18 protein-coding genes and 3 tRNA genes are annotated in these 17696 nt (G+C 69.1%); 6 read left to right on the top strand and 15 right to left on the bottom strand.

Translation table 11 applies throughout. The features are described 5' to 3' along the window. From ACTJJZ_RS13355 to hpt, 10 genes are all read right to left on the bottom strand, one after another. Nucleotides 1–681, bottom strand: a complete 681-nt coding sequence (locus tag ACTJJZ_RS13355) for a Rossmann-like and DUF2520 domain-containing protein (RefSeq protein WP_440721676.1) — start codon at nucleotides 679–681, stop codon at nucleotides 1–3. Beyond that, the gene (locus ACTJJZ_RS13350) at nucleotides 678–2513 is read right to left on the bottom strand and encodes a PH domain-containing protein (protein ID WP_440721675.1); all 1836 of its coding nucleotides are present in this window, start codon (nucleotides 2511–2513) and stop codon (nucleotides 678–680) included. Before ACTJJZ_RS13350 ends, ACTJJZ_RS13355 begins: the two co-directional genes overlap by 4 nt. Further along, nucleotides 2510–3046 carry a PH domain-containing protein gene (locus tag ACTJJZ_RS13345; RefSeq protein WP_440721674.1) on the bottom strand — a complete coding sequence of 179 codons (537 nt, stop codon included), beginning with the start codon at nucleotides 3044–3046 and terminating at the stop codon, nucleotides 2510–2512. The genes ACTJJZ_RS13350 and ACTJJZ_RS13345 overlap by 4 nt, the downstream gene beginning before the upstream one ends. Nucleotides 3047–3083: 37 nt before the next feature. Continuing rightward, complete coding sequence (locus ACTJJZ_RS13340; protein ID WP_440721673.1) at nucleotides 3084–3611, bottom strand: DUF3180 domain-containing protein; 528 nt, start codon at nucleotides 3609–3611, stop codon at nucleotides 3084–3086. Then, the gene (gene folK / locus ACTJJZ_RS13335) at nucleotides 3608–4159 is read right to left on the bottom strand and encodes a 2-amino-4-hydroxy-6-hydroxymethyldihydropteridine diphosphokinase (protein WP_440721672.1); all 552 of its coding nucleotides are present in this window, start codon (nucleotides 4157–4159) and stop codon (nucleotides 3608–3610) included. Before folK ends, ACTJJZ_RS13340 begins: the two co-directional genes overlap by 4 nt. Continuing rightward, entirely contained in the window at nucleotides 4156–4530 is a 375-nt protein-coding gene (gene folB / locus ACTJJZ_RS13330) for a dihydroneopterin aldolase (RefSeq protein WP_440721671.1), read from the bottom strand. Before folB ends, folK begins: the two co-directional genes overlap by 4 nt. Before the next feature lie 60 nt (nucleotides 4531–4590). Further along, nucleotides 4591–5382, bottom strand: a complete 792-nt coding sequence (gene folP, locus ACTJJZ_RS13325) for a dihydropteroate synthase (protein ID WP_440721670.1) — start codon at nucleotides 5380–5382, stop codon at nucleotides 4591–4593. Further along, on the bottom strand, nucleotides 5379–6002 hold the full coding sequence (gene folE / locus ACTJJZ_RS13320) for a GTP cyclohydrolase I (protein ID WP_440721669.1): 624 nt from the start codon (nucleotides 6000–6002) through the stop codon (nucleotides 5379–5381). Before folE ends, folP begins: the two co-directional genes overlap by 4 nt. A 2-nt stretch (nucleotides 6003–6004) precedes the next feature. Further along, nucleotides 6005–8002 carry an ATP-dependent zinc metalloprotease FtsH gene (gene ftsH, locus ACTJJZ_RS13315; RefSeq protein ID WP_440721668.1) on the bottom strand — a complete coding sequence of 666 codons (1998 nt, stop codon included), beginning with the start codon at nucleotides 8000–8002 and terminating at the stop codon, nucleotides 6005–6007. 78 nt (nucleotides 8003–8080) lie between these two features. Further along, nucleotides 8081–8632 carry a hypoxanthine phosphoribosyltransferase gene (gene hpt, locus ACTJJZ_RS13310; protein WP_440721667.1) on the bottom strand — a complete coding sequence of 184 codons (552 nt, stop codon included), beginning with the start codon at nucleotides 8630–8632 and terminating at the stop codon, nucleotides 8081–8083. A 120-nt stretch (nucleotides 8633–8752) separates the two neighbouring features. On the opposite strand from hpt, the gene ACTJJZ_RS13305 reads away from it, so the two are divergent. Next, a complete protein-coding gene (locus tag ACTJJZ_RS13305) occupies nucleotides 8753–9385 on the top strand; it encodes a DUF937 domain-containing protein (RefSeq protein WP_440721666.1) in 633 nt (210 codons plus the stop codon). A gap of 22 nt (nucleotides 9386–9407) precedes the next feature. Here ACTJJZ_RS13305 and tilS read toward each other — a convergent pair whose 3' ends face one another. Then, nucleotides 9408–10403 carry a tRNA lysidine(34) synthetase TilS gene (tilS, locus tag ACTJJZ_RS13300; protein WP_440721665.1) on the bottom strand — a complete coding sequence of 332 codons (996 nt, stop codon included), beginning with the start codon at nucleotides 10401–10403 and terminating at the stop codon, nucleotides 9408–9410. An 87-nt stretch (nucleotides 10404–10490) separates the two neighbouring features. Here tilS and ppa point away from each other — a divergent pair, with 87 nt between their 5' ends. Then, the gene (gene ppa, locus ACTJJZ_RS13295) at nucleotides 10491–10982 is read left to right on the top strand and encodes an inorganic diphosphatase (RefSeq protein ID WP_440721664.1); all 492 of its coding nucleotides are present in this window, start codon (nucleotides 10491–10493) and stop codon (nucleotides 10980–10982) included. 112 nt (nucleotides 10983–11094) lie between these two features. Here ppa and ACTJJZ_RS13290 read toward each other — a convergent pair whose 3' ends face one another. Beyond that, nucleotides 11095–12357 (bottom strand): M23 family metallopeptidase, encoded by a 1263-nt coding sequence (locus ACTJJZ_RS13290; protein ID WP_440721663.1) that lies wholly within the window; start codon nucleotides 12355–12357, stop codon nucleotides 11095–11097. A 377-nt stretch (nucleotides 12358–12734) separates the two neighbouring features. On the opposite strand from ACTJJZ_RS13290, the gene ACTJJZ_RS13285 reads away from it, so the two are divergent. The 4 genes from ACTJJZ_RS13285 (at nucleotide 12735) to ACTJJZ_RS13270 (ending at nucleotide 14794) form a co-directional block, all read left to right on the top strand. Then, nucleotides 12735–12807, top strand: a tRNA-Glu gene (locus tag ACTJJZ_RS13285). Between the two features lie 27 nt (nucleotides 12808–12834). Next, nucleotides 12835–12908, top strand: a tRNA-Asp gene (locus tag ACTJJZ_RS13280). A 78-nt stretch (nucleotides 12909–12986) separates the two neighbouring features. Continuing rightward, nucleotides 12987–13059 (top strand) — tRNA-Phe (locus ACTJJZ_RS13275). 562 nt (nucleotides 13060–13621) lie between these two features. After that, a complete protein-coding gene (locus ACTJJZ_RS13270) occupies nucleotides 13622–14794 on the top strand; it encodes a Fic family protein (protein WP_440721662.1) in 1173 nt (390 codons plus the stop codon). A gap of 115 nt (nucleotides 14795–14909) precedes the next feature. Here ACTJJZ_RS13270 and ACTJJZ_RS13265 read toward each other — a convergent pair whose 3' ends face one another. From ACTJJZ_RS13265 to ACTJJZ_RS13255, 3 genes are all read right to left on the bottom strand, one after another. After that, on the bottom strand, nucleotides 14910–15815 hold the full coding sequence (locus ACTJJZ_RS13265) for a hypothetical protein (RefSeq protein WP_440721661.1): 906 nt from the start codon (nucleotides 15813–15815) through the stop codon (nucleotides 14910–14912). Between the two features lie 56 nt (nucleotides 15816–15871). After that, the gene (locus tag ACTJJZ_RS13260; protein ID WP_440721660.1) at nucleotides 15872–16225 is read right to left on the bottom strand and encodes a hypothetical protein; all 354 of its coding nucleotides are present in this window, start codon (nucleotides 16223–16225) and stop codon (nucleotides 15872–15874) included. A 204-nt stretch (nucleotides 16226–16429) separates the two neighbouring features. Further along, nucleotides 16430–17236 (bottom strand): TIGR04255 family protein, encoded by an 807-nt coding sequence (locus ACTJJZ_RS13255; protein ID WP_440721743.1) that lies wholly within the window; start codon nucleotides 17234–17236, stop codon nucleotides 16430–16432. Nucleotides 17237–17696: the final 460 nt, after the last annotated feature.

Here is a 17696-nt window from a genome sequence, read left to right as displayed (position 1 = left end):
TCAGTCCGACGACGCCTCCCGGAGCGCCCGGTCGAAGGTCGAGGAGACCAGCGCCGAGAGGTAGCCTCCGGGGTTCTCCACTCCGATGCCACGGAGGATCCCCGTCGCCTGGCCGACGATCGAGCGGGCGAACTCCGACGCGGTCGCGATCGCCTCCGCGTACGCCGGCCGATCGGCCTCGTCGATCACGACCGGCTCGCAGCCGAGCTCCACGGCGAGCGCCTGGGCGATCGGCAGCACCATCGGGGGCGCCGTCACCCCGGCGTACGATGCCTGCAGCTGGCGCAGATCGAGCGTCGTCCCGGTGAACGAGATCGCCGGGTGCACCGCGAGCGGGATCGCCCCGCGGCGCACCGCCGGCTCGAGGACGTCCGTGCCGTAGGCCGGATCCGTATGCATGACGAGCTGGCCCGGCTGCCAGGCCTCGACCTCCGCGAGGCCCGCGGCGAGGTCGGGCAGCTGGTCGTGCGGCACCGCGAGGACGACGAGCTGGCTGGCCCGGACGAGGTCCGGCGTCGCCAGCACGGGCAGCCCCGGCAGCACGGCGGCGGCACGATCGGGATCCGATCCCGCCGTGATGCCGACGAGACGATGTCCCGCTCCCGCCAGCGCCGCGCCGACCACGGGCCCCACGTGCCCGGCGCCGACGATGCCGACGTCGAGCCGCCCCGCGCGCGTCATCGTGCCTCCGACGTGGATCCGTCCCGGCCGGGTTCTGCCGGTCCGGAGAAATGCTGGCCCGGCCCGGAGAAGCCCGGTCCGGAGAACCCGCCCATACCCGGCAGGGCGTGCCCGGCCGCCGCGGAGACCCCGACCGGAGTCTCGCGCCCCTCCGCCCAGCGGTGCGCCCGGTCCGCCGCGGCGGCGCGAGCGGCCGAGGCGGACAGGGTGTTCAGGATCCCGAGGATCGTCGCGCTGTCGATGCCCGAGACGTCGCCGCGGACGGGCCCCGTCGCCGAGTGCGCCCTGGCCTTCGCCACCCGCTGCGCCCGATCGATGGGCCCCTGGTGCAGGGAGAAGCCCTGCAGCCGCGCGAGCGGGAAGACGACCAGCTGCCGCCAGATCCGCCCCCGTCGCATGAGCAGCGCGAAGTCGGTGAGCGCGATGCCGTGACGCCGCCAGGACAGCGGCCGACGCCAGCCGGCCCGCGCGGGGATCGTCGCGTACGGGTCGCCCTCGCGGGGACCGAGCACGCCCTGCTCCCAGATCAGCGGGACCACCTCGGCCGGGGTGTCGGGCAGGATCAGCGCGAGGACGCGCTCGACGTCGGTCCTGGCGCCCACCGGCAGCACGACGTTGAACTGCTGCGCCTGACTCGACTGCTGCCGCGACGCCGTCCGGCCGGTCATCCGGTTGATCCGCACGGTCCACCAGCCGAACGGACGCCACAGCAACGGCTGGGACACCTCCACGGCGAAGATGCGCCCCGGCGGGATCGTCTCGGTCACCGTCGTGAACAGCCCGAACGTGATCCGCACGCCGTCCGGCGTCGCCGCGATCGAGTACCGCAGCGCCCGCGCGATCCTGCCCCAGGTGACCGCGACGGCGGCGAACAGCAGCGGAATGCCCATCACCAGACCGATGCCGAGCACCGCCAGCCCGGCTCCCGCGTCCCCCTCGGAGACCATGGTGGGCACGAACACCGCCATGCCGATCCCGAAGATCACAGCGAGGAATCCCAGCCAGACCAGCCCGGAGAGCAGGTGCGAGCCGACCAGCCGCCCGGTGGGGATCCGCAGCAGCTGCTCCGGCGCCACGTCGTCCAGGTCGACGCCCGCGATCAGCCCCGTCACGCCGACGTTCATCGAATCGGCCAGCTGGGCGCGCACGGTGCGTGCGGCGGCGGGATCCGTGCCGCCGTGCGCGGCTTCCCTGGCGTGCCTGGCCCCGGAGGCGAGACGCAGGATGTCGGCGCGCACCGATTCCGCCTTGGCGGTCGAGAGGTACTCGAGAGGCACGTTCGCGTCGTTGCCGGCGCCGTCCACCTCGAGTTTGGCGAGTCCGATCAGCCGCGCCGGGAACGGCCGGGTCAGGTTCACGCCCTGCACGCGGTCCAGCGGCGCACGGCGGTGCGACCGGAAGATCACGCCCTTGCGCACTTCGACGTGCGCCTCGGTGATCCGGAAGTCGTGGAACCGCCACATCAGCCAGAACAGCCCGATGAGCACCACCACGACCACCACGACGCCCAGCAGCACGACCAGCACGAGGTTGTTGTTCACGACCCAGTCGACCGGGTCGCCGCCGAGTTCCGGCACACGCGTGGGGGTGAACAGCGAGATCGCCCAGTACACCAGCCGCTCGCGCAGGTTCGCGACCAGGTAGCCGAGGACCACCACCAGCACCAGGCCGCCCTTGAGCAGCGGCGTGAGCGGATGCATGCGGTGCCAGGCGCCGTCGGCGAGCGAGGAGCCGGACGTCCGCGGCGCGGTCGTCGATGCGAGCCCGGTCGTCGATGCGGGGCCGGCCGCGCCCGGTGCACCGTAGGGCGGCTGCCCGCCGGCCGTGCTCACAGGCCCGTCCGGCGCATCTCGGCGACGTCGATGAGCATGTCGCGCAGCGCCTCCGCGGCCGCCTCGGTCATCCCCGGGATCTCCACGCCGGTCGTCGCGGCCGCGGTCACGAGCTTGAGCTTCGCGATCCCGAACGCACGATCCACCGGACCGCGCGTGATGTCGACGAGCTGCATGCGGCCGTACGGCACCGCGATCATGCGCTGCCAGATGATCCCCCGGCGGAACACGATGTCGTCCGCCCGCAGCATGTACCCGATCGCCTTGGCCTGGCGCGGCAGGATCACCAGCTCGACGAGGATCACGACCGCGAGCACGCCCGCCACGAACCACGCCCAGGTCTGCTGCACGAACGTCGAGATCGCATAGGCGGCGACGGCCAGCACGACGAGCCAGAAGACGCGCAGGATCACCTCGGCGACCACGAACTTGGGCGAGATCTGGTGCCAGGATCCGTCGAGCGCGAGCGCTCCCCGCCCCTTCGGCAGACGCAGACCGGGGTACGTGTCCTCGTCGAGCACGGGCGCGGACACGGGCGCCGTGTGAGGCGCCTCCGGCGCCGACGCCGACTCAGTGCCCGGTGTTCGCGGCGGCTCGGGGATGGTCGTCATCGTCGTCCTCCAGGTGCGGCCCGGTCGGGCCGTCGGGGTCGTGCGGGCCACCCCCACCGGGCAGCATGCAGAAGCTCTCGGCGATCATCGCCGCGACCGTCAGCACCAGCGCACCGACCGCGGTGGCGACGACGGCCGTCATCGAGCCTATCGGCGGCTCGATCGGCCGGAGCAGCAGGTACGCGCCCAGACCGACGCCGATGCCGAGGATGACGGCGCCGAGCAGGCTCGACGCCCGCGCCAGCATGGCCACGCGCACGGCGCGGAACGGGTCCACCCTTCGCCGCGGCGTCGAGCGGACGCTGCGCCGGATGGGCCACGCGAACACGAACACGGAGATGCCCAGCAGCACGAGGAAGATCGGCAGCACCAGCGCCGGTGTGAAGGTCGCCCGCCCCGCCATCGTCAGCGCGTGATCGAGCAGGAAGCCCGCCGCGGCGCCGGCGAGCGCCAGCACGAGCAGCAGGATCGGGGAGATGCGCTTCATGCGCTGCCCTCGAGCGCGGCCAGCAGATCGGCGACCCTGCCCTTCCCCGGCAGCACGGCGTCGGGATCGACGTCCAGCCAGGGGGCGAGCACGAAGGACCGCTCCGCCGCACGGGGATGCGGCAGCAGCAGGTGCTCCTCGTCGCTCTGCAGATCGCCGTACGCGATCAGATCCAGATCGAGGGTCCGGTCGCCCCAGCGCTCGGCGCGGACACGGCCGTGCTGCTCCTCGATCGCGTGCAGCATGCCGAGCAGCACCGGCGGAGCGAGCCGCGTCGTCACGATCGCGACGGCGTTCGCGAACTCGGGTGCGGCCGGATCCGGCCCCTCCGGTCGCACCGCCACGGTCCGGAAGATCCGGGACACCCGCACGTCGTCGACGAGGGGCAGCCGGCGGATCGCCTGCACCGCCTCGGCGATCGTGGCGGCGGAGTCGCCGAGATTGGAGCCGAGCGCGACGACCGCGGGGACCGCCTCCTCCTCGGGGCGCGGGTCGATCGCCGGCAGGCGGTGACCGCGCGGCGGGATCGGGCGGATGGGCGGGGTCATGCGTCGCTCCGGCCGCGGTGCACGGTGACGGACACGTCGGCGAAGGTCAGCGGGATCGGCGCCTGCGGCTTGTGCACGGTGACGGCGACGTGACGTACGCGCTCGTCCTCCAGGACGATGTCGGCGATGCGCGCCGCGAGCTTCTCGAGCAGGTTCACCGGCTCACCCGCCACGACCGCGGCGACCCGCTCGGCCAGTTCGCCGTAGTGCACCGTGTCGGCGACGTCGTCGCTCTCCGCGGCAGTCCGCAGCGAGAGGTGCAGACGCAGGTCGACGAGGAAGGGCTGCCCTTCGGCGCGTTCGTGGTCGTACACGCCGTGGTAGCCGTAGACGGTCAGTCCCGTCAAGGAGATCTCGTCGAGGAAGTCCATGACCCCTAGCGTACGGCGGCCCGGGGACACATCCCGAGCACCGCGTGGTCGAGCAAGCGCTCAGCCGTCCCAGGCGCTGCGCACGGCGAGGGCGTCGCGGGTGGCCGCCACGTCGTGCACGCGCACGGCCCAGACGCCGGCGCGCGCGGCGAGCACGCTCGTCACCGCCGTCGCCAGGTCTCTGCGGCGCTCATCGGCGTCGCCGCCGAGCGCATCGGCGAGGAACCGCTTGCGCGAGGTGCCCACGAGCACGCGCGGCCCCAGCGCGACGACGTCGGAGAGCTCGCGCAGCAGGTCCCAGTTCTGCCCCGCAGTCTTCGCGAAGCCGACGCCGGGGTCCACGATGATCCGGGACGGGGCGATGCCGGCGGCTGCGGCCGCCGCGATGCGCGCACGCAGCTCGGCGGCGACCTCGCGTCCGACCCTGGTGTATTCGGCCCGCGCATACATGTCCGCGGAGGGGCCGCGCCAGTGTCCGAGGGCGATGTCGGCGCCGCTCTCGGCGACGGCGACGAGCATGTCGGGATCCGCGAGTCCGCCGGACACGTCGTTGACGATCCGCGCTCCCGCGGCCACGGCCGCCACCGCGGTCGTCGCGTTGAGGGTGTCGACGCTCACCGGGATCCCCTCGGCGGCCAGGCGCTCGATCACCGGGAGGACGCGGCGCTGCTCCTCGGCGACGGGAACGCGCTCGGCCCCGGGGCGGGTGGACTCGCCGCCGATGTCGAGCACCGCCGCGCCCTGGGAGCGCAGCAGCAGGCCGCGCGCGATGGCCCGGTCGACGTCGGCGTAGCGGCCGCCGTCGCTGAACGAGTCGGGGGTGGCGTTGACGATCCCCCAGATCGCCGTCATCCGCTCGCGCCCGCGGACGAACCGGCCCCTGAGCCCGTCGAAGGGCCGATCAGCGCGATCAGCTCGGCGCGGGCGACCGGATCCGTGTACACGCCGCGGGCGGCGATCGTGAGCGTGGATGCCTCGGTCTGCCGGCCGCCGCGCATCGTGACGCACTCGTGCACGGCGTCCATCACGACCAGCACGCCCTGCGCGTCGAGGTGGGAGGCGATGGCCTCGGCGACCTGCTCGCCGAGGCGCTCCTGCACCTGGGGACGGGCGGCGAGGATCTCGACGACCTTCACCAGGGTGCCCAGCCCGACCACGTGCTCCCCCGGCAGGTACGCGATGTGCGCGTGCCCGGCGAACGGCAGCAGATGGTGTTCGCACACGGAACGGAACCGGATCCCGCGCAGCAGCACCGCTCCGGAGGGCAGCGTGTCGGGCGCGGGCCCGTGCGAGACGCTGATCGTGTGCGCGAGAGGAGCCGCGGGGTCCTCGCCGACACCCGCGAAGAACTCCGCATAGAGGTCGGCGATCCGGGCCGGGGTCTGCTTCAGCCCCGGCCGCTCCGGATCCTCGCCGATCGCGAGCAGCAGCTCGCGGGTCAGCGCGGCGACGCGCTCCCGGTCGACGGCCACGGTCAGGCCGTCGCGGGACGCGGCTTCCCGCCGCCCGCGGGCCGCCGCTCGGATGACGGCTGCGCCGCTTCGTTCGCGGCGGCGCCCACCTCAACGCCGCGCTGCGGCATCTCGATCGGGGGCAGCAGCGACACCGGGCGGTCCTCGCTGGAGAGCCACTGCGGGCGCTCCGGGAGCTTGCGGATCTCGGTGAAGATCTCGGCGATCTGGTTGTGGTCCAGCGTCTCCTTCTCGAGCAGCTCGCGGGCGAGCCGGTCGAGGATGTCGCGGTTCTCGCTGATGACCCGGTACGCCTCGTTGTGCGCCTGCTCGATGAGCGCGCGCACCTGCGTGTCCACCCGCTCGGCGATGGTCTCGGAGTACTCGCGGCCACGGCCCATGTCGCGGCCCGCGAACGGCTCGCCGCCCTCGGCGCCCAGCTTCACGGGCCCGAGGTCGGTCGTCATGCCGTACTCGAGCACCATCTTGCGGGCGATCGCCGTGGCCTTCTCGATGTCGTTCGAGGCGCCCGTGGTCGGATCGTGGAACACGAGCTCCTCGGCGACGCGGCCGCCCATCGCGTAGGTCAGCTGGTCCTGCAGCTCGTTGCGGGTGACCGAGTACTTGTCGTCCAGCGGCAGCACCATGGTGTAGCCGAGGGCCTTGCCGCGGGGCAGGATCGTGATCTTGGTGACCGGATCCGTGTAGTTCATCGCCGCCGCCGCGAGCGCGTGACCGCCCTCGTGATACGCCGTGATGAGCTTCTCCTTGTCCTTCATCACGCGGGTGCGGCGCTGCGGGCCGGCGATGACGCGGTCGATCGCCTCGTCCAGCGCCCGGTTGTCGATGAGCTGCGCGTTCGAGCGGGCGGTCAGCAGCGCCGCCTCGTTCAGAACGTTGGCGAGGTCGGCGCCGGTGAAGCCCGGCGTCTTGCGGGCGACGACCTCGAGGTCGACGCCGTTCGCGAGCGGCTTGCCCTTCGCGTGCACCTCGAGGATCCGCTGGCGGCCCTTGAGGTCGGGCGCGTCCACGCCGATCTGCCGGTCGAAGCGGCCCGGACGCAGCAGCGCGGGGTCGAGGATGTCGGGGCGGTTGGTCGCCGCGATCACGATGACGTTCGCGTTCGGATCGAAGCCGTCCATCTCCACGAGCATCTGGTTCAGTGTCTGCTCGCGCTCGTCGTTGCCGCCGCCGAGTCCCGCGCCGCGGTGCCGGCCGACGGCGTCGATCTCGTCGATGAAGATGATCGCGGGGGCGTTCTCCTTCGCCTGGGTGAACAGGTCGCGCACGCGCGAGGCGCCGACGCCGACGAACATCTCGACGAAGTCGGATCCGGAGATCGAGTAGAACGGGGCGCCCGCCTCACCGGCGACGGCGCGGGCGAGCAGGGTCTTTCCGGTTCCGGGAGGGCCGTACAGCAGCACGCCCTTCGGGATGCGCGCGCCGATCGCCTGGAACTTGCCCGGATCCTGCAGGAACTCCTTGATCTCGTGGAGCTCCTCGATCGCCTCGTCGGCACCCGCGACATCGGCGAAGGTGACCGTCGGGTTCTCCTTGTTGACGAGCTTCGCCCGCGACTTGCCGAACTGCATGATCTTGCTGTTGCCGCCCTGCGCGCTGGACATCAGCCACCAGAACAGCAGGGCGAGCACCAGCACCGGGATCATGATGGACAGGAAGCTGTCGAACCAGCTCGCCTTCGGCACGGCGTCGTTGTAGCCGTCCTTGGGGGCGGCATCGTCGACCGCCTTGACGACCTCCGCGGCGCGGGCCTGGACGTAGTAGAACTGCACGGTGTCGGCGCCGTGGAACGGCTTGGACAGCGTCATGTCCACGCGCTGGTCTCCGTCGGTGTTGAGCACCTTGGTGACGGATCCGCCCTTGAGCAGGTCCAGCCCCTGCTGGGTGGACACCTGCGAGGAGGATCCGAGGTTCGTGATCAGCAGGAACCCGCCGACCAGAAGCAGACCGATCAACGCCACATAAGTGAGCGGATTGCGCGTGATCTTCTTGACATCCATGATCGGATCAGCGTATCGCGACAGCGCTTGGCCCCTGCTGGGGATTCGCCCATGGCGAACCGCGGTGCGCGCGTCGATTCAGGCGTACACGTGCGGGGCGAGCACCGCGACGTCGCGCAGGTTGCGGTAGCGCTCGGCGTAGTCCAGGCCGTAGCCGACCACGAACTCGGTGGGGATGTCGAAGCCGACGTACTTGCAGTCGATGTGCACCTTCGCGGCCTCGGGCTTGCGCAGCAGCGCGAGCACCTCGATCGACTCCGCCCCGCGCGACGCGAAGTTCTCCAGCAGCCAGCTCAACGTCAGGCCGGAGTCGATGATGTCCTCCACGATCAGCACGTGCTTGTCGTTCAGGTCGGTGTCGAGGTCCTTGCGGATCTGCACGACGCCGCTCGACTTGGTGCTCGCCCCGTAGCTCGACACCGCCATCCAGTCCATCGGGGCGTGGAACGGGAGCGCGCGGGCGAAGTCGGCCATGACCATGATCGCGCCCTTGAGCACGCCGACCAGCAGCAGGTCCTTGCCCGCGTAGTCCTCGGCCACGCGCGCGGCGAGCTCGTCGAGCTTCGCGCGGATCTCCTCCTCCGTGACGAGGATCTGGGAGAGGTCGTCCTGGATGTCCGCAGCGCGCATGCGTCGATTTTATGCGACAGGGTGGCTCTGTCCTCGACAGTGCGCTGACCGATACGGTGAGCGGGAACGGCGGGCAGAGTGCACCGGAACCCGAGCACCCGCCGGAACGGAAGGATTCCCATGGACATCGACGAGATCCTCGCGCAGGTGCCGATCAGCGACATCGCCCAGAAGCTCGGCGTCAGCGACGATGTCGCCCGTCAGGCCGTCCACGAGGGCGGGGCCGCGCTCATCGGCGGGCTCGCGAAGAACGCCGAGACGCCGGAGGGCTCCGCCGCGCTCGAGCAGGCCCTTTCGAAGCACGACGGCTTCTCCGGCGCCTCCTCGGTCAACGACGTCGATCAGGCGGACGGCGAGAAGATCGTGTCGCACGTGTTCGGCGACGACAAGAAGCAGGTCGCCGAGGCGCTCACGAACGCGCCGAAGACCGCCGGCATCGACTTCGGCAAGCTGCTGCCGATCCTCGCCCCGATCGTGATGGGCATCATCGCGAACAGCCGGAAGGGCAAGACAGGAGGGTCCGCCTCCGGGGGCGGTGGGCTGGGGGACATCCTCGGCGGCCTGCTCGGCGGCGAGGGCGGCTCCGGAGGCACGGGCGGAACGAGCGGATCCGGCGGGCTGGGCGAGATCCTCGGCGGTCTCGGCGGACTGTTCGGCGGCAGCTCGTCCGGATCCGGCGGATCGTCGACCGCCGCGGGCGCCGGCGCCGTGATCGGCGAGATCCTCGGCGGCCTCTTCGGCGCGAAGAAGTAGACGTCTCCTCTGGGCGGCGAGCTCAGCGGGACCGGAACACGATCCGCCCGCCCCGGCGTGCGGCGGTGCACCCCGGCAGGTCGATCGGGCCCTGGCCGGACCAGTCCGTGACGAGCCGGGCGACCTCGAGGGTCTGGCGGCGGGTCAGCCCGACTCCGAACTCGCTCTGCACGACCAGACGGATGATGCGGTTGCGCAGGGCGGCCGGATTGGCGGCCAGCGCGGCGGCGCTCACCGAGATGCCTGCCTCCGCGTGCTCGACGATGTCCTCGATGGTCTCGTGGATGATCTCGTCGAACGCCTCGGCGTCCTCGCGCAGCTGCTCCGCCGTGCGGGCGAGGGCCTCGGCGATGCCCGGGCCCAGCTCTGCCTCGAGCACGGGCAGCACCCGTTCCCGCACGCGCACGCGCAGGTAGCGCGGATCCGCGTTGTGCGGGTCGTCCCAGGCGCCCAGGCCCGACGCGGCACAGGCGGCCCTCGTGGTCGCGCGGCGCACGGCGAGCAGCGGGCGGACCCAGCGCACGCCGTCGTCGTCGGCGCGCACCGGAGCCATGCCCTGCAGGCTCGCGGCGCCGGATCCCCGGGAGAGCCCGAGCAGCACGGTCTCGGCCTGATCGTCGAGCGTGTGCCCCAGCAGCACCGGCGCGTTCTCGGCCTGCGCGACCGCGCGCAGCGCCGCGTAGCGCGCGACGCGGGCGTCCGCCTCCGGCCCGTCCGCGGAAGCTGCGACGGTGACCCGCTGCACCCTCGCGTCGATCCCGAGGCTCTGCGCCGCGGCTGCAGCGTCGGCGGCGATGCGATCGGAGCCCTCCTGCAGCCCGTGATCCACGGTCACGCTCAGCGTCCGGATCCCCGCCGCCCTGGCCTCGAACGCGGTGGCGGCGGCGAGCGCGAGGGAATCCGCACCGCCGGAGAGCGCGACGATCACGGCGGCGGGGGGATCCGGCAGCGCGGTGAGCGCGGCGCGCACGGCCAGCCTGACCTCGGCGACGGCGGGCGAGAGCGGGGCATCGGGCATGTCCCCACGCTAGCCGCCCGCATCCGCCCCGGTAGGCTGGTCGCCATCCTTCCCGTCTTTCCTTCGCATCACCACAGGAGCACAGGCATGAGCGCACACGACGCCGTCATCGAGATCCCGCGCGGCAGCCGCGTGAAGTACGAGGTCGACCACGAGACCGGGCGAGTGCACCTCGACCGCGTGCTCTACACGACCTTCGGCTACCCGGCCGACTACGGCTACTTCGACAACACCCTCGGCGAGGACGGCGACCCGCTGGACGTGCTGGTGCTGCTCGACCAGGCGATCTTCCCCGGCGTCGTGGTGAACGTGCGCCCGGTCGCCGTGCTGAAGATGAGCGACGAGGCCGGCGGCGACGACAAGCTGGTCGCCGTGCTCTCGAAGGATCCGCGCTGGTCGCACATCCAGGACGTGGACGACCTGGCCGAGTACACGAAGAAGGAGATCGCGCACTTCTTCGAGCACTACAAGGACCTCGAGCCCAACAAGTGGGTCAAGGTCGACGCGTGGGGCGACGCCGCCGAGGCGCAGCGGATCCTGAACGAGGCGATCGAGCGCTTCGCCGACGACGGCCACTGACCGCTCCGCGACCGATCGCCGGCTCGTCCCCGGTCGGTCGCGGACCCCGCAGCGACAAAGACCCCCGGGCACCGCATGAGCGGTCCGGGGTCTTGTCGTCGGATCCCGGGGATCAGGACATGTCGACGCCCTGGTTCTCCATGAAGATGATCGGGTTGATCGGGCTGTCGTCCTGGTAGACCTCGAAGTGCAGGTGGCAGCCGAAGGATCCGCCGGTGTTGCCCGCGTAGGCGATCACCTGTCCGGCGTTGACCCACTGACCGGATCCCACGTTGAACCCGCCGTCCTTGATGTGCCCGTAGCCGGTGCCCATCCCGGTGCCGTCATTGTTCTCGATGCGGATGTAGTTGCCGTAGCCGCCGTTCCAGCCCGCGTAGTCGACGGTGCCGGAGTGCGCCGCGTAGATGGGATCTCCGCAGCTGCCGTCGGCGAGGTCGACGCCGTAGTGGAAGCTCGAGGAGCAGTAGCCGCTCGAGTTGCAGTCGGGAACGCGAGGGCCGTAGCCGGAGGACTGGTAGCCGCCGAACGGACGCACCCATGCGCCACCACCGCCGCCGCCTCCGCCGCCACCGCCGCCTCCGCCGTTGTTCGCGGCAGCGGCCGCAGCTGCTGCGGCTTCTTCACGGGCCTTGGCCTCGGCCGCCTGACGGGCTGCCTCGGCGGCCGCACGGGCGGCCTCTCCGGCCTGATAGCCCGCGACGGTCTTCGCCGTCGTGTCCTGAAGGGCGGTGAGCTGGGCCTGCAGCTGACCGAGGTGGGCCTGCTGATCCGCGAGCGCGGCCTGTGCGGCTTGCGAGGCGGCCTGCGCCTTCTGCATCTTGTCCTGGGCGACCTGGGCGAGGCGGTCGCGCTCCTTCTTCGCCGCGGTGGCCTGATCCGTCAGCGACTGCGCGGTGTTCTTCGCCTGGAGCGCGCGGTCGTAGATCGCCTGCGTGCCGGCGAGGACCCGGTCCATCTGGCCCAGGCGGTGCAGCAGCTGGTCGGTGTTGCTCTTGGACTCGGAGAAGAAGAGCTGCAGCGCCGTGGTGTCGCCGCCGTCGCGGGAGAGCTGTGCGGCGATCTGGCCGGCCTTGCTCGCCGTCTCGTCGGCCAGCTTCTTCTTCGCGTCGGCCTGCGCCTGCAGCTCGTCGGTGCGGCGGGCCTGCTCGTTCATCGCCTGTTGCGCGGCGAAGAACTCGTTTCCGGCGGCCTCGGCCGCGGCCTTGGTGTCGGCGACGTTCTGCGTGAGGCCGGCGATCAGGCCCTGGATGCGGGAGACCTCGGCGCCCGCGGCGGCCTCGTTGGCCTTCGCCGCCTGCACGTCATCCCAGGAGGGGTAGTCGTCCGCGAGGGCGGCGGGCGTCCCCACGAAGAGGCTGAGCACCAGGGCGCCCACGGCGCCGAGGCTCAGTGCGGCGCTGAAGAGGCCGCGGCGGGAGCGGCGGGCCGCGCGGGCACGCCGAACGGCGGACGTCGGCCCGGATCCGCGCCTGACGCCTGAGAAGTTCGGATGGTTCACGCGGCTCCCTTTCGCCGGTTTCACTCATGTCACACTAACAACATCAGCCACGGGCGCAACCCTCGCATCCCCTTCGGATCGCGGATCTCTGCGGATCAGGAGGGGTGGACAGGGTGCCAGGTCGGGTTCGGGCCACCAGCCATCATCCTCCTGGACACGCCCGGGATCCAGCCTGACGCGCCCTCGATTGGCGTTTTCGCTCGGGAACCCCTTATGCTTGAGCGTCGGCAAGGGAACCCCCGAGGTTCGCCTCCGGCCCCATCGTTTAGCGGCCTAGGACGCCGCCCTTTCACGGCGGTAGCACGGGTTCGAATCCCGTTGGGGTCACTCTTTCCGATACAATTTCATAGTTCTGGCCCTGTAGCGCAGTTGGTTAGCGTGCCGCCCTGTCACGGCGGAGGTCGCGGGTTCAAGTCCCGTCAGGGTCGCTCCAAGCGACGGGCCTTTCTTCGGAAAGGCCTTTCGTCTAGGGCGCAGGTCAGAAGCTTCCACCTTCCGGCTTGTGCGGCTCTGTAGCTCAGTTGGTAGAGCGTTCGACTGAAAATCGAAAGGTCACCGGATCGATGCCGGTCGGAGCCACACGGGTGATCGTTACAATCACCCCAGGAACCCTCGCGTAGCTTCTACATCGCGGGGGTTTCGTCTTTCCCCAGGTGAGAGACGGTTTCTCGGCCGGTGCCCTTGGCTGTTACGACCGGTCGTAGAGCGAGTGAAGCCCCGGTCGCTGAGCGAGTGAAGCCCCCGGTCGCTGAGCGAGCGAAGCGAGACAAGACCCGCCGCCAACGAGAGTTGGGCCGGTTTGGTGCCGGCAAGGGCAACCGAAGGCCACCCCACGCCTATCCCTCCCCGCGGGCCCCGACCGCGTAGGAGCGCACAGATGCCGTTTAGCCACCTAATTGGACCAGGCACCCCCACGATGTCGACAAGGCGCTGGCCAGCCGGGCGAAGACGCGATCATCGTCCGTCTCGTTAAGCCGCTAATCGAACGGCCTGTCGCCGACGCCATCACGCTCCGCATCCGCCTGTTCGGAGTGGCATGGTCGTGAAGATTCTCCTCCACTTGTTGTACGACTTACTCATACACGACGTAGTCTCATGTTATGAGTAACTCGATTACCCATACGGAGAGCCGCGGGCGGGTATGAGCACCCCCGTCCACGCCTGGCCGTCGCTGACCTGGGCAGACAAGACCTGGCGGCCGACGAGTGGCTTCGGCCTCGGACCATATAGGGCATCCATCCCGCCGCCGATCGCCGGCCTGATGCCCACCCCGTCCCTCGAAGCCACAGATGCGGCCGCGACCGCAACCACTGAGCTGAGTCGATTCGATGCGGAACTGGGTCATCGCGTCGCCGCGTTCGCCCCCGTACTGCTCCGATCCGAGTCGGCCTCTTCATCGCAAATAGAGAACCTAACCGCGAGCGCCCGAGCGATCTTCAGCGCAGAACTCGGAGCGAAGACAAGTCGCAATGCGGAGCTGATCGCCGCCAACACACTCGCCTTGCGAGCCGCCCTCGAACTCAGCGATGATGTGTCTCCCGCTGCAGTGCGCGAGATGCACCGCGTGCTCATGTCTGGGCAACCACGCCACACGCCGGGCGAGTGGCGCGACGAACCGGTCTGGATCGGAACTCGATCGGACAGCCCGATCGGCGCCGAGTTCGTCGCACCCAGCCACGACCGAATCCCCTCCCTCATGTCGGACCTTGCCGCCTTCGCTGAGCGGACGGATCTTCCCCCGCTCACCGCGGTGGCCGTCGCACACGCGCAGTTCGAAACAATCCACCCGTTCAGCGACGGCAATGGGCGCACCGGACGCGCCCTGGCGCAGGCCATGCTCCGTCACAGAGGCGTCACGCGGAACGTTGCTGCGCCCGTCTCCGCCGGACTGCTCGCAGATGTAGGGGGCTATCACCGAGCACTTACGGAGTACCGGTCAGGCGATGTCTCCCCGATCGTCATGGCCTTCGCCAACGCATCGATGCGCGCCATCGACAACGCCCGGCAACTCGTCACAGATATCGACCGGATCCAGGAGTCGTGGACGACAAGGCTCACCGTTCGCCGATCGAGCAACGCCTGGCGGCTTCTCGAAGTCCTCGCCCGCCGGCCAGTGCTGGATGCCGCCACGGCAGCGCAAGAACTGAGAGTCCAGCGCCCGAACGTCTACCCACCGCTGAAGACGCTCGTGGAGGCGGGCATCCTCACCGCGAAAGCGGAGCACAAGCTCGGCCCGTTCTGGCGCAGCACGGAAATCCTCGACGCGATTGACGCGTTCGCAAAACGTGCCGGACGTAGAGAGGTGCCACGATGAGGGCGTGGGAGCTGTGAGAACTTTCTTTACTCGTTCATGGCCGGCCTCCGGCCGGCGCGGGCATGGCCGCTCTGCCGTGCGTCCGGTCCTCGCCCCGCCGCGGTCCGGGCGCTCCTCACGCTTCCTGATCGATCACCCCACCGTCATTCGCGAGAGGCAGTGGCGGCGAAAGATGAGACAGATCCAGTTCGTCAGACCGGCGGTACTGGGCCATCGTGAACTCGGTCTCATCGACAATCGACACGGCCACCGACGCGATAGCTTCTTTCACTGCTGAGACCTGGGCGAATGGGCCTGTCGGGACGATGATCTCCTGGACGAATTCCGCCACCCGCCACCACAATGCATTTCGCTCAGCACCGCTGGGCCGGACTCCGTTAGCCGGGAACAAGCGCTCGGCTACGCCCGCCATAGTGCGGAGCGACTTCTCGTCGGATGACGAAGGAGTCCATTCCTCTGGCTCGTCAGGCAGCATAGGCAGTTCACCCGGCTCCAACACGATATACAGGTCCACGGATGCGCCGATCCTGGTCCAGTCGTCGGCCGCAACTCGTATCTCCGCGATCGCTTCGATCGCGCGGCCCACGGGACTATTCGGCTTTCCTGCTTTGCTGAGAACCAGATCACTGAGCCCACCGAACCACGGCACGACGTTATCCGGCAACGCCAGCCGCGAAAACCTACGCCCTACTCGTTGAGCAAATCGCCGCTGGGCGTCCCATTGGTGGTCAGGTATGGATCGCTCGACGGACAGCTCCAACGCCGCCGATTTCGAGATCGAGGAAATCATCTCTAGGTCCGCGAAGACAACATCGGGCTCCTCGCGGACCGCGACCCATCTTGGACGTTTTCCGCGCAGAGCATCGTTTGCGACGCCGGGATCCAGCCGCACGGCTTTCGCCACCACAATGTTGGGCCGCTCGACGGGACGAACTAGATCGCACGTCTGCGAGATAATCACTACGCCATCCGGGCAGTCGACGAGTTCTGAACCAACATAGATCTCGCGCAACGCGAGCATGTCTCCTTGTCGAAGCTCCCGACAGAACGCGTCGAGACGCTCACCATCGTCCACGCTTAGCTCTGGTCCAGTGTCGCTTCCAGCGACGCAACACGTGGACGAGCCTCTGCAAACGCTCCAAGCGCAAGCTTCCGGAATGCTTCCAAGGGGCTCTCTCCGGAGCCGTCAGCATTGATGAGCCGGTTCCGCACCTCATCCGGGTCTGTTGAGTCGATGGCAGTCACAAGCTGATTGAATTCCGCGAGAAGCGTTGAGTTTGAGGCGCTGAGCTTTCCGCCTGACGCCCAGTGGTGGGCAGCGCGACGCGACACATTGAAGGCTCGTGCGAACTGGTCCCAAGTCAAGCCAGATCTTTCGCGCACCCGTTTCACGATCGAAGCCGTGGATTCCACCACTTTCTGCGGCGTCATCGCTGGCGCCTTTGCGATGACGGACGTTCCGTTCATCACAGTGGGCAACACGGCGGGCGCGCCAAGTAGAACGGATGTTGCCGTCGCTGCCCCGACGACAAAAAACAGGACTGGCGCGGGCTTCGGGTGGAGTGAGGGGCGCGAATAGTCACCACTGGTAGCACCCGGAGCGCGCGACGGTGCATCAAGCGTCGTGAGCATTGCTCAACCCCCGAATCTCTCGATGAACGAGTCTTTCACTGACCAGCGGAAGAACCCGTATGCCAATACCGCGAGGCCCTCAAGCCGACTTAGCAATTGTGCAGGCTCAAACGCGCTACGCGTCTCATCAAAAGCGTCAATGTCCAATACCCAGCTCGGATCGGCAACCGCGGCAAGGCTAGCATCGTGGATGGCATTCGGTGGCATGAACCCCCACTTAGCGAGCAGATTTCCGCGATCCGAACGAAACAGCGACTCGCTAAACGAGTGGACAAGCTCGACGTTGTCCGGAGCGGGGACGGCGCCAGCGCCAAGCACGGTCGCGTGAACCAGCTCGTGAAGATCCTTGTACTCCGAGGGATCACTAATACGATTGACGTATCGCCATCCGACGCGCTGCGCCGCGGGAAGACTGGTCAGTTCAGACACTACATCCAATATTCGAGCGAAGCGCTGCGTCATGTCCTTCCGCGAAGTGTAGGCCCCACGATTCTCGAGTGTTACGAATGTGGGCGCAAAATGGACACTCCAGGAGTCGTCCACTGACACCCACTGCCGAACCGCCGGGACAGCCTGAGGGCGAACCTGACCGGTCTGAGCGTCCAGCTCAAACGCAATGCCCTGCGAGACTGGGCTTAGCGGATACTCGTCCGATAGCCTGGTCCCGATCTCGTCCGAGACCGTCGAGAAACGCGTCGACAGTAGCGTGTGCTCAGGCCACTGCACCTGACACAGCACGCGCACAAGTGGCGCGCGATCGAGATGAACTTCCGGGTGCTCGCGGGCGAAGGGCCCCTCAGACTCAGTCATCACGCTTCACACTCTACTTCACAACGACAGACTGTGGATGGATCGGCCAGCGAAGCGGCTTCGTTGGTTTTAGATGCGAACCTACTGCGCACTCAGCAACCGCGCCAGCGCGATCGGTGTGCCGGTTCCGTGCCGGTAGCTCCCTTGATACCACCCTCAACCAGCCGTGACCAACCGCGACAACTTCCGCGGAATCACGCGGACAACCGCGACCAACGAGCACCTGCTACCTCGCCGAATCCAACTGAAAATCGAAAGGTCACCCGGATCCATGCAAGTCCGATCCATACGGTGATCGCTCGGAATCGCTTCCCTGGTGGGGATGACTTCTCAACTGGTCCTTCGATGCCGCTCACCCGATCGTCGAGCGAGGCAGCGCGGCGCAACGCCCGCGACCAAACTGGGGGTCGCTAGCGCCAGCTCCAGCTCCATCCGGATCGCGGCGCCGCGGACCCGCCCC

The sequence above is a fragment of the Microbacterium sp. 22242 genome, from assembly GCF_052045495.1.
GTDB lineage: Bacteria > Actinomycetota > Actinomycetes > Actinomycetales > Microbacteriaceae > Microbacterium.
Note: the sequence above shows the minus strand (reverse complement) of the source record. Positions and strands in the feature narration are given on the sequence as shown.

What these genes read in the sequence shown, in the direction of transcription:
- ACTJJZ_RS13355 (WP_440721676.1), bottom strand. Translation starts at nt 681, where the DNA reads ATGACGCGCGCGGGGCGGCTCGACGTCGGCATCGTCGGCGCCGGGCAC.
- ACTJJZ_RS13340 (WP_440721673.1), bottom strand. Translation starts at nt 3,611, where the DNA reads ATGAAGCGCATCTCCCCGATCCTGCTGCTCGTGCTGGCGCTCGCCGGC.
- folK (WP_440721672.1), bottom strand. Translation starts at nt 4,159, where the DNA reads ATGACCCCGCCCATCCGCCCGATCCCGCCGCGCGGTCACCGCCTGCCG.
- folB (WP_440721671.1), bottom strand. Translation starts at nt 4,530, where the DNA reads ATGGACTTCCTCGACGAGATCTCCTTGACGGGACTGACCGTCTACGGC.
- folP (WP_440721670.1), bottom strand. Translation starts at nt 5,382, where the DNA reads ATGACGGCGATCTGGGGGATCGTCAACGCCACCCCCGACTCGTTCAGC.
- ftsH (WP_440721668.1), bottom strand. Translation starts at nt 8,002, where the DNA reads ATGGATGTCAAGAAGATCACGCGCAATCCGCTCACTTATGTGGCGTTG.
- hpt (WP_440721667.1), bottom strand. Translation starts at nt 8,632, where the DNA reads ATGCGCGCTGCGGACATCCAGGACGACCTCTCCCAGATCCTCGTCACG.
- ACTJJZ_RS13305 (WP_440721666.1), top strand. Translation starts at nt 8,753, where the DNA reads ATGGACATCGACGAGATCCTCGCGCAGGTGCCGATCAGCGACATCGCC.
- tilS (WP_440721665.1), bottom strand. Translation starts at nt 10,403, where the DNA reads ATGCCCGATGCCCCGCTCTCGCCCGCCGTCGCCGAGGTCAGGCTGGCC.
- ppa (WP_440721664.1), top strand. Translation starts at nt 10,491, where the DNA reads ATGAGCGCACACGACGCCGTCATCGAGATCCCGCGCGGCAGCCGCGTG.
- ACTJJZ_RS13270 (WP_440721662.1), top strand. Translation starts at nt 13,622, where the DNA reads ATGAGCACCCCCGTCCACGCCTGGCCGTCGCTGACCTGGGCAGACAAG.
- ACTJJZ_RS13265 (WP_440721661.1), bottom strand. Translation starts at nt 15,815, where the DNA reads ATGCTCGCGTTGCGCGAGATCTATGTTGGTTCAGAACTCGTCGACTGC.
- ACTJJZ_RS13260 (WP_440721660.1), bottom strand. Translation starts at nt 16,225, where the DNA reads ATGACGCCGCAGAAAGTGGTGGAATCCACGGCTTCGATCGTGAAACGG.
- ACTJJZ_RS13255 (WP_440721743.1), bottom strand. Translation starts at nt 17,236, where the DNA reads ATGACTGAGTCTGAGGGGCCCTTCGCCCGCGAGCACCCGGAAGTTCAT.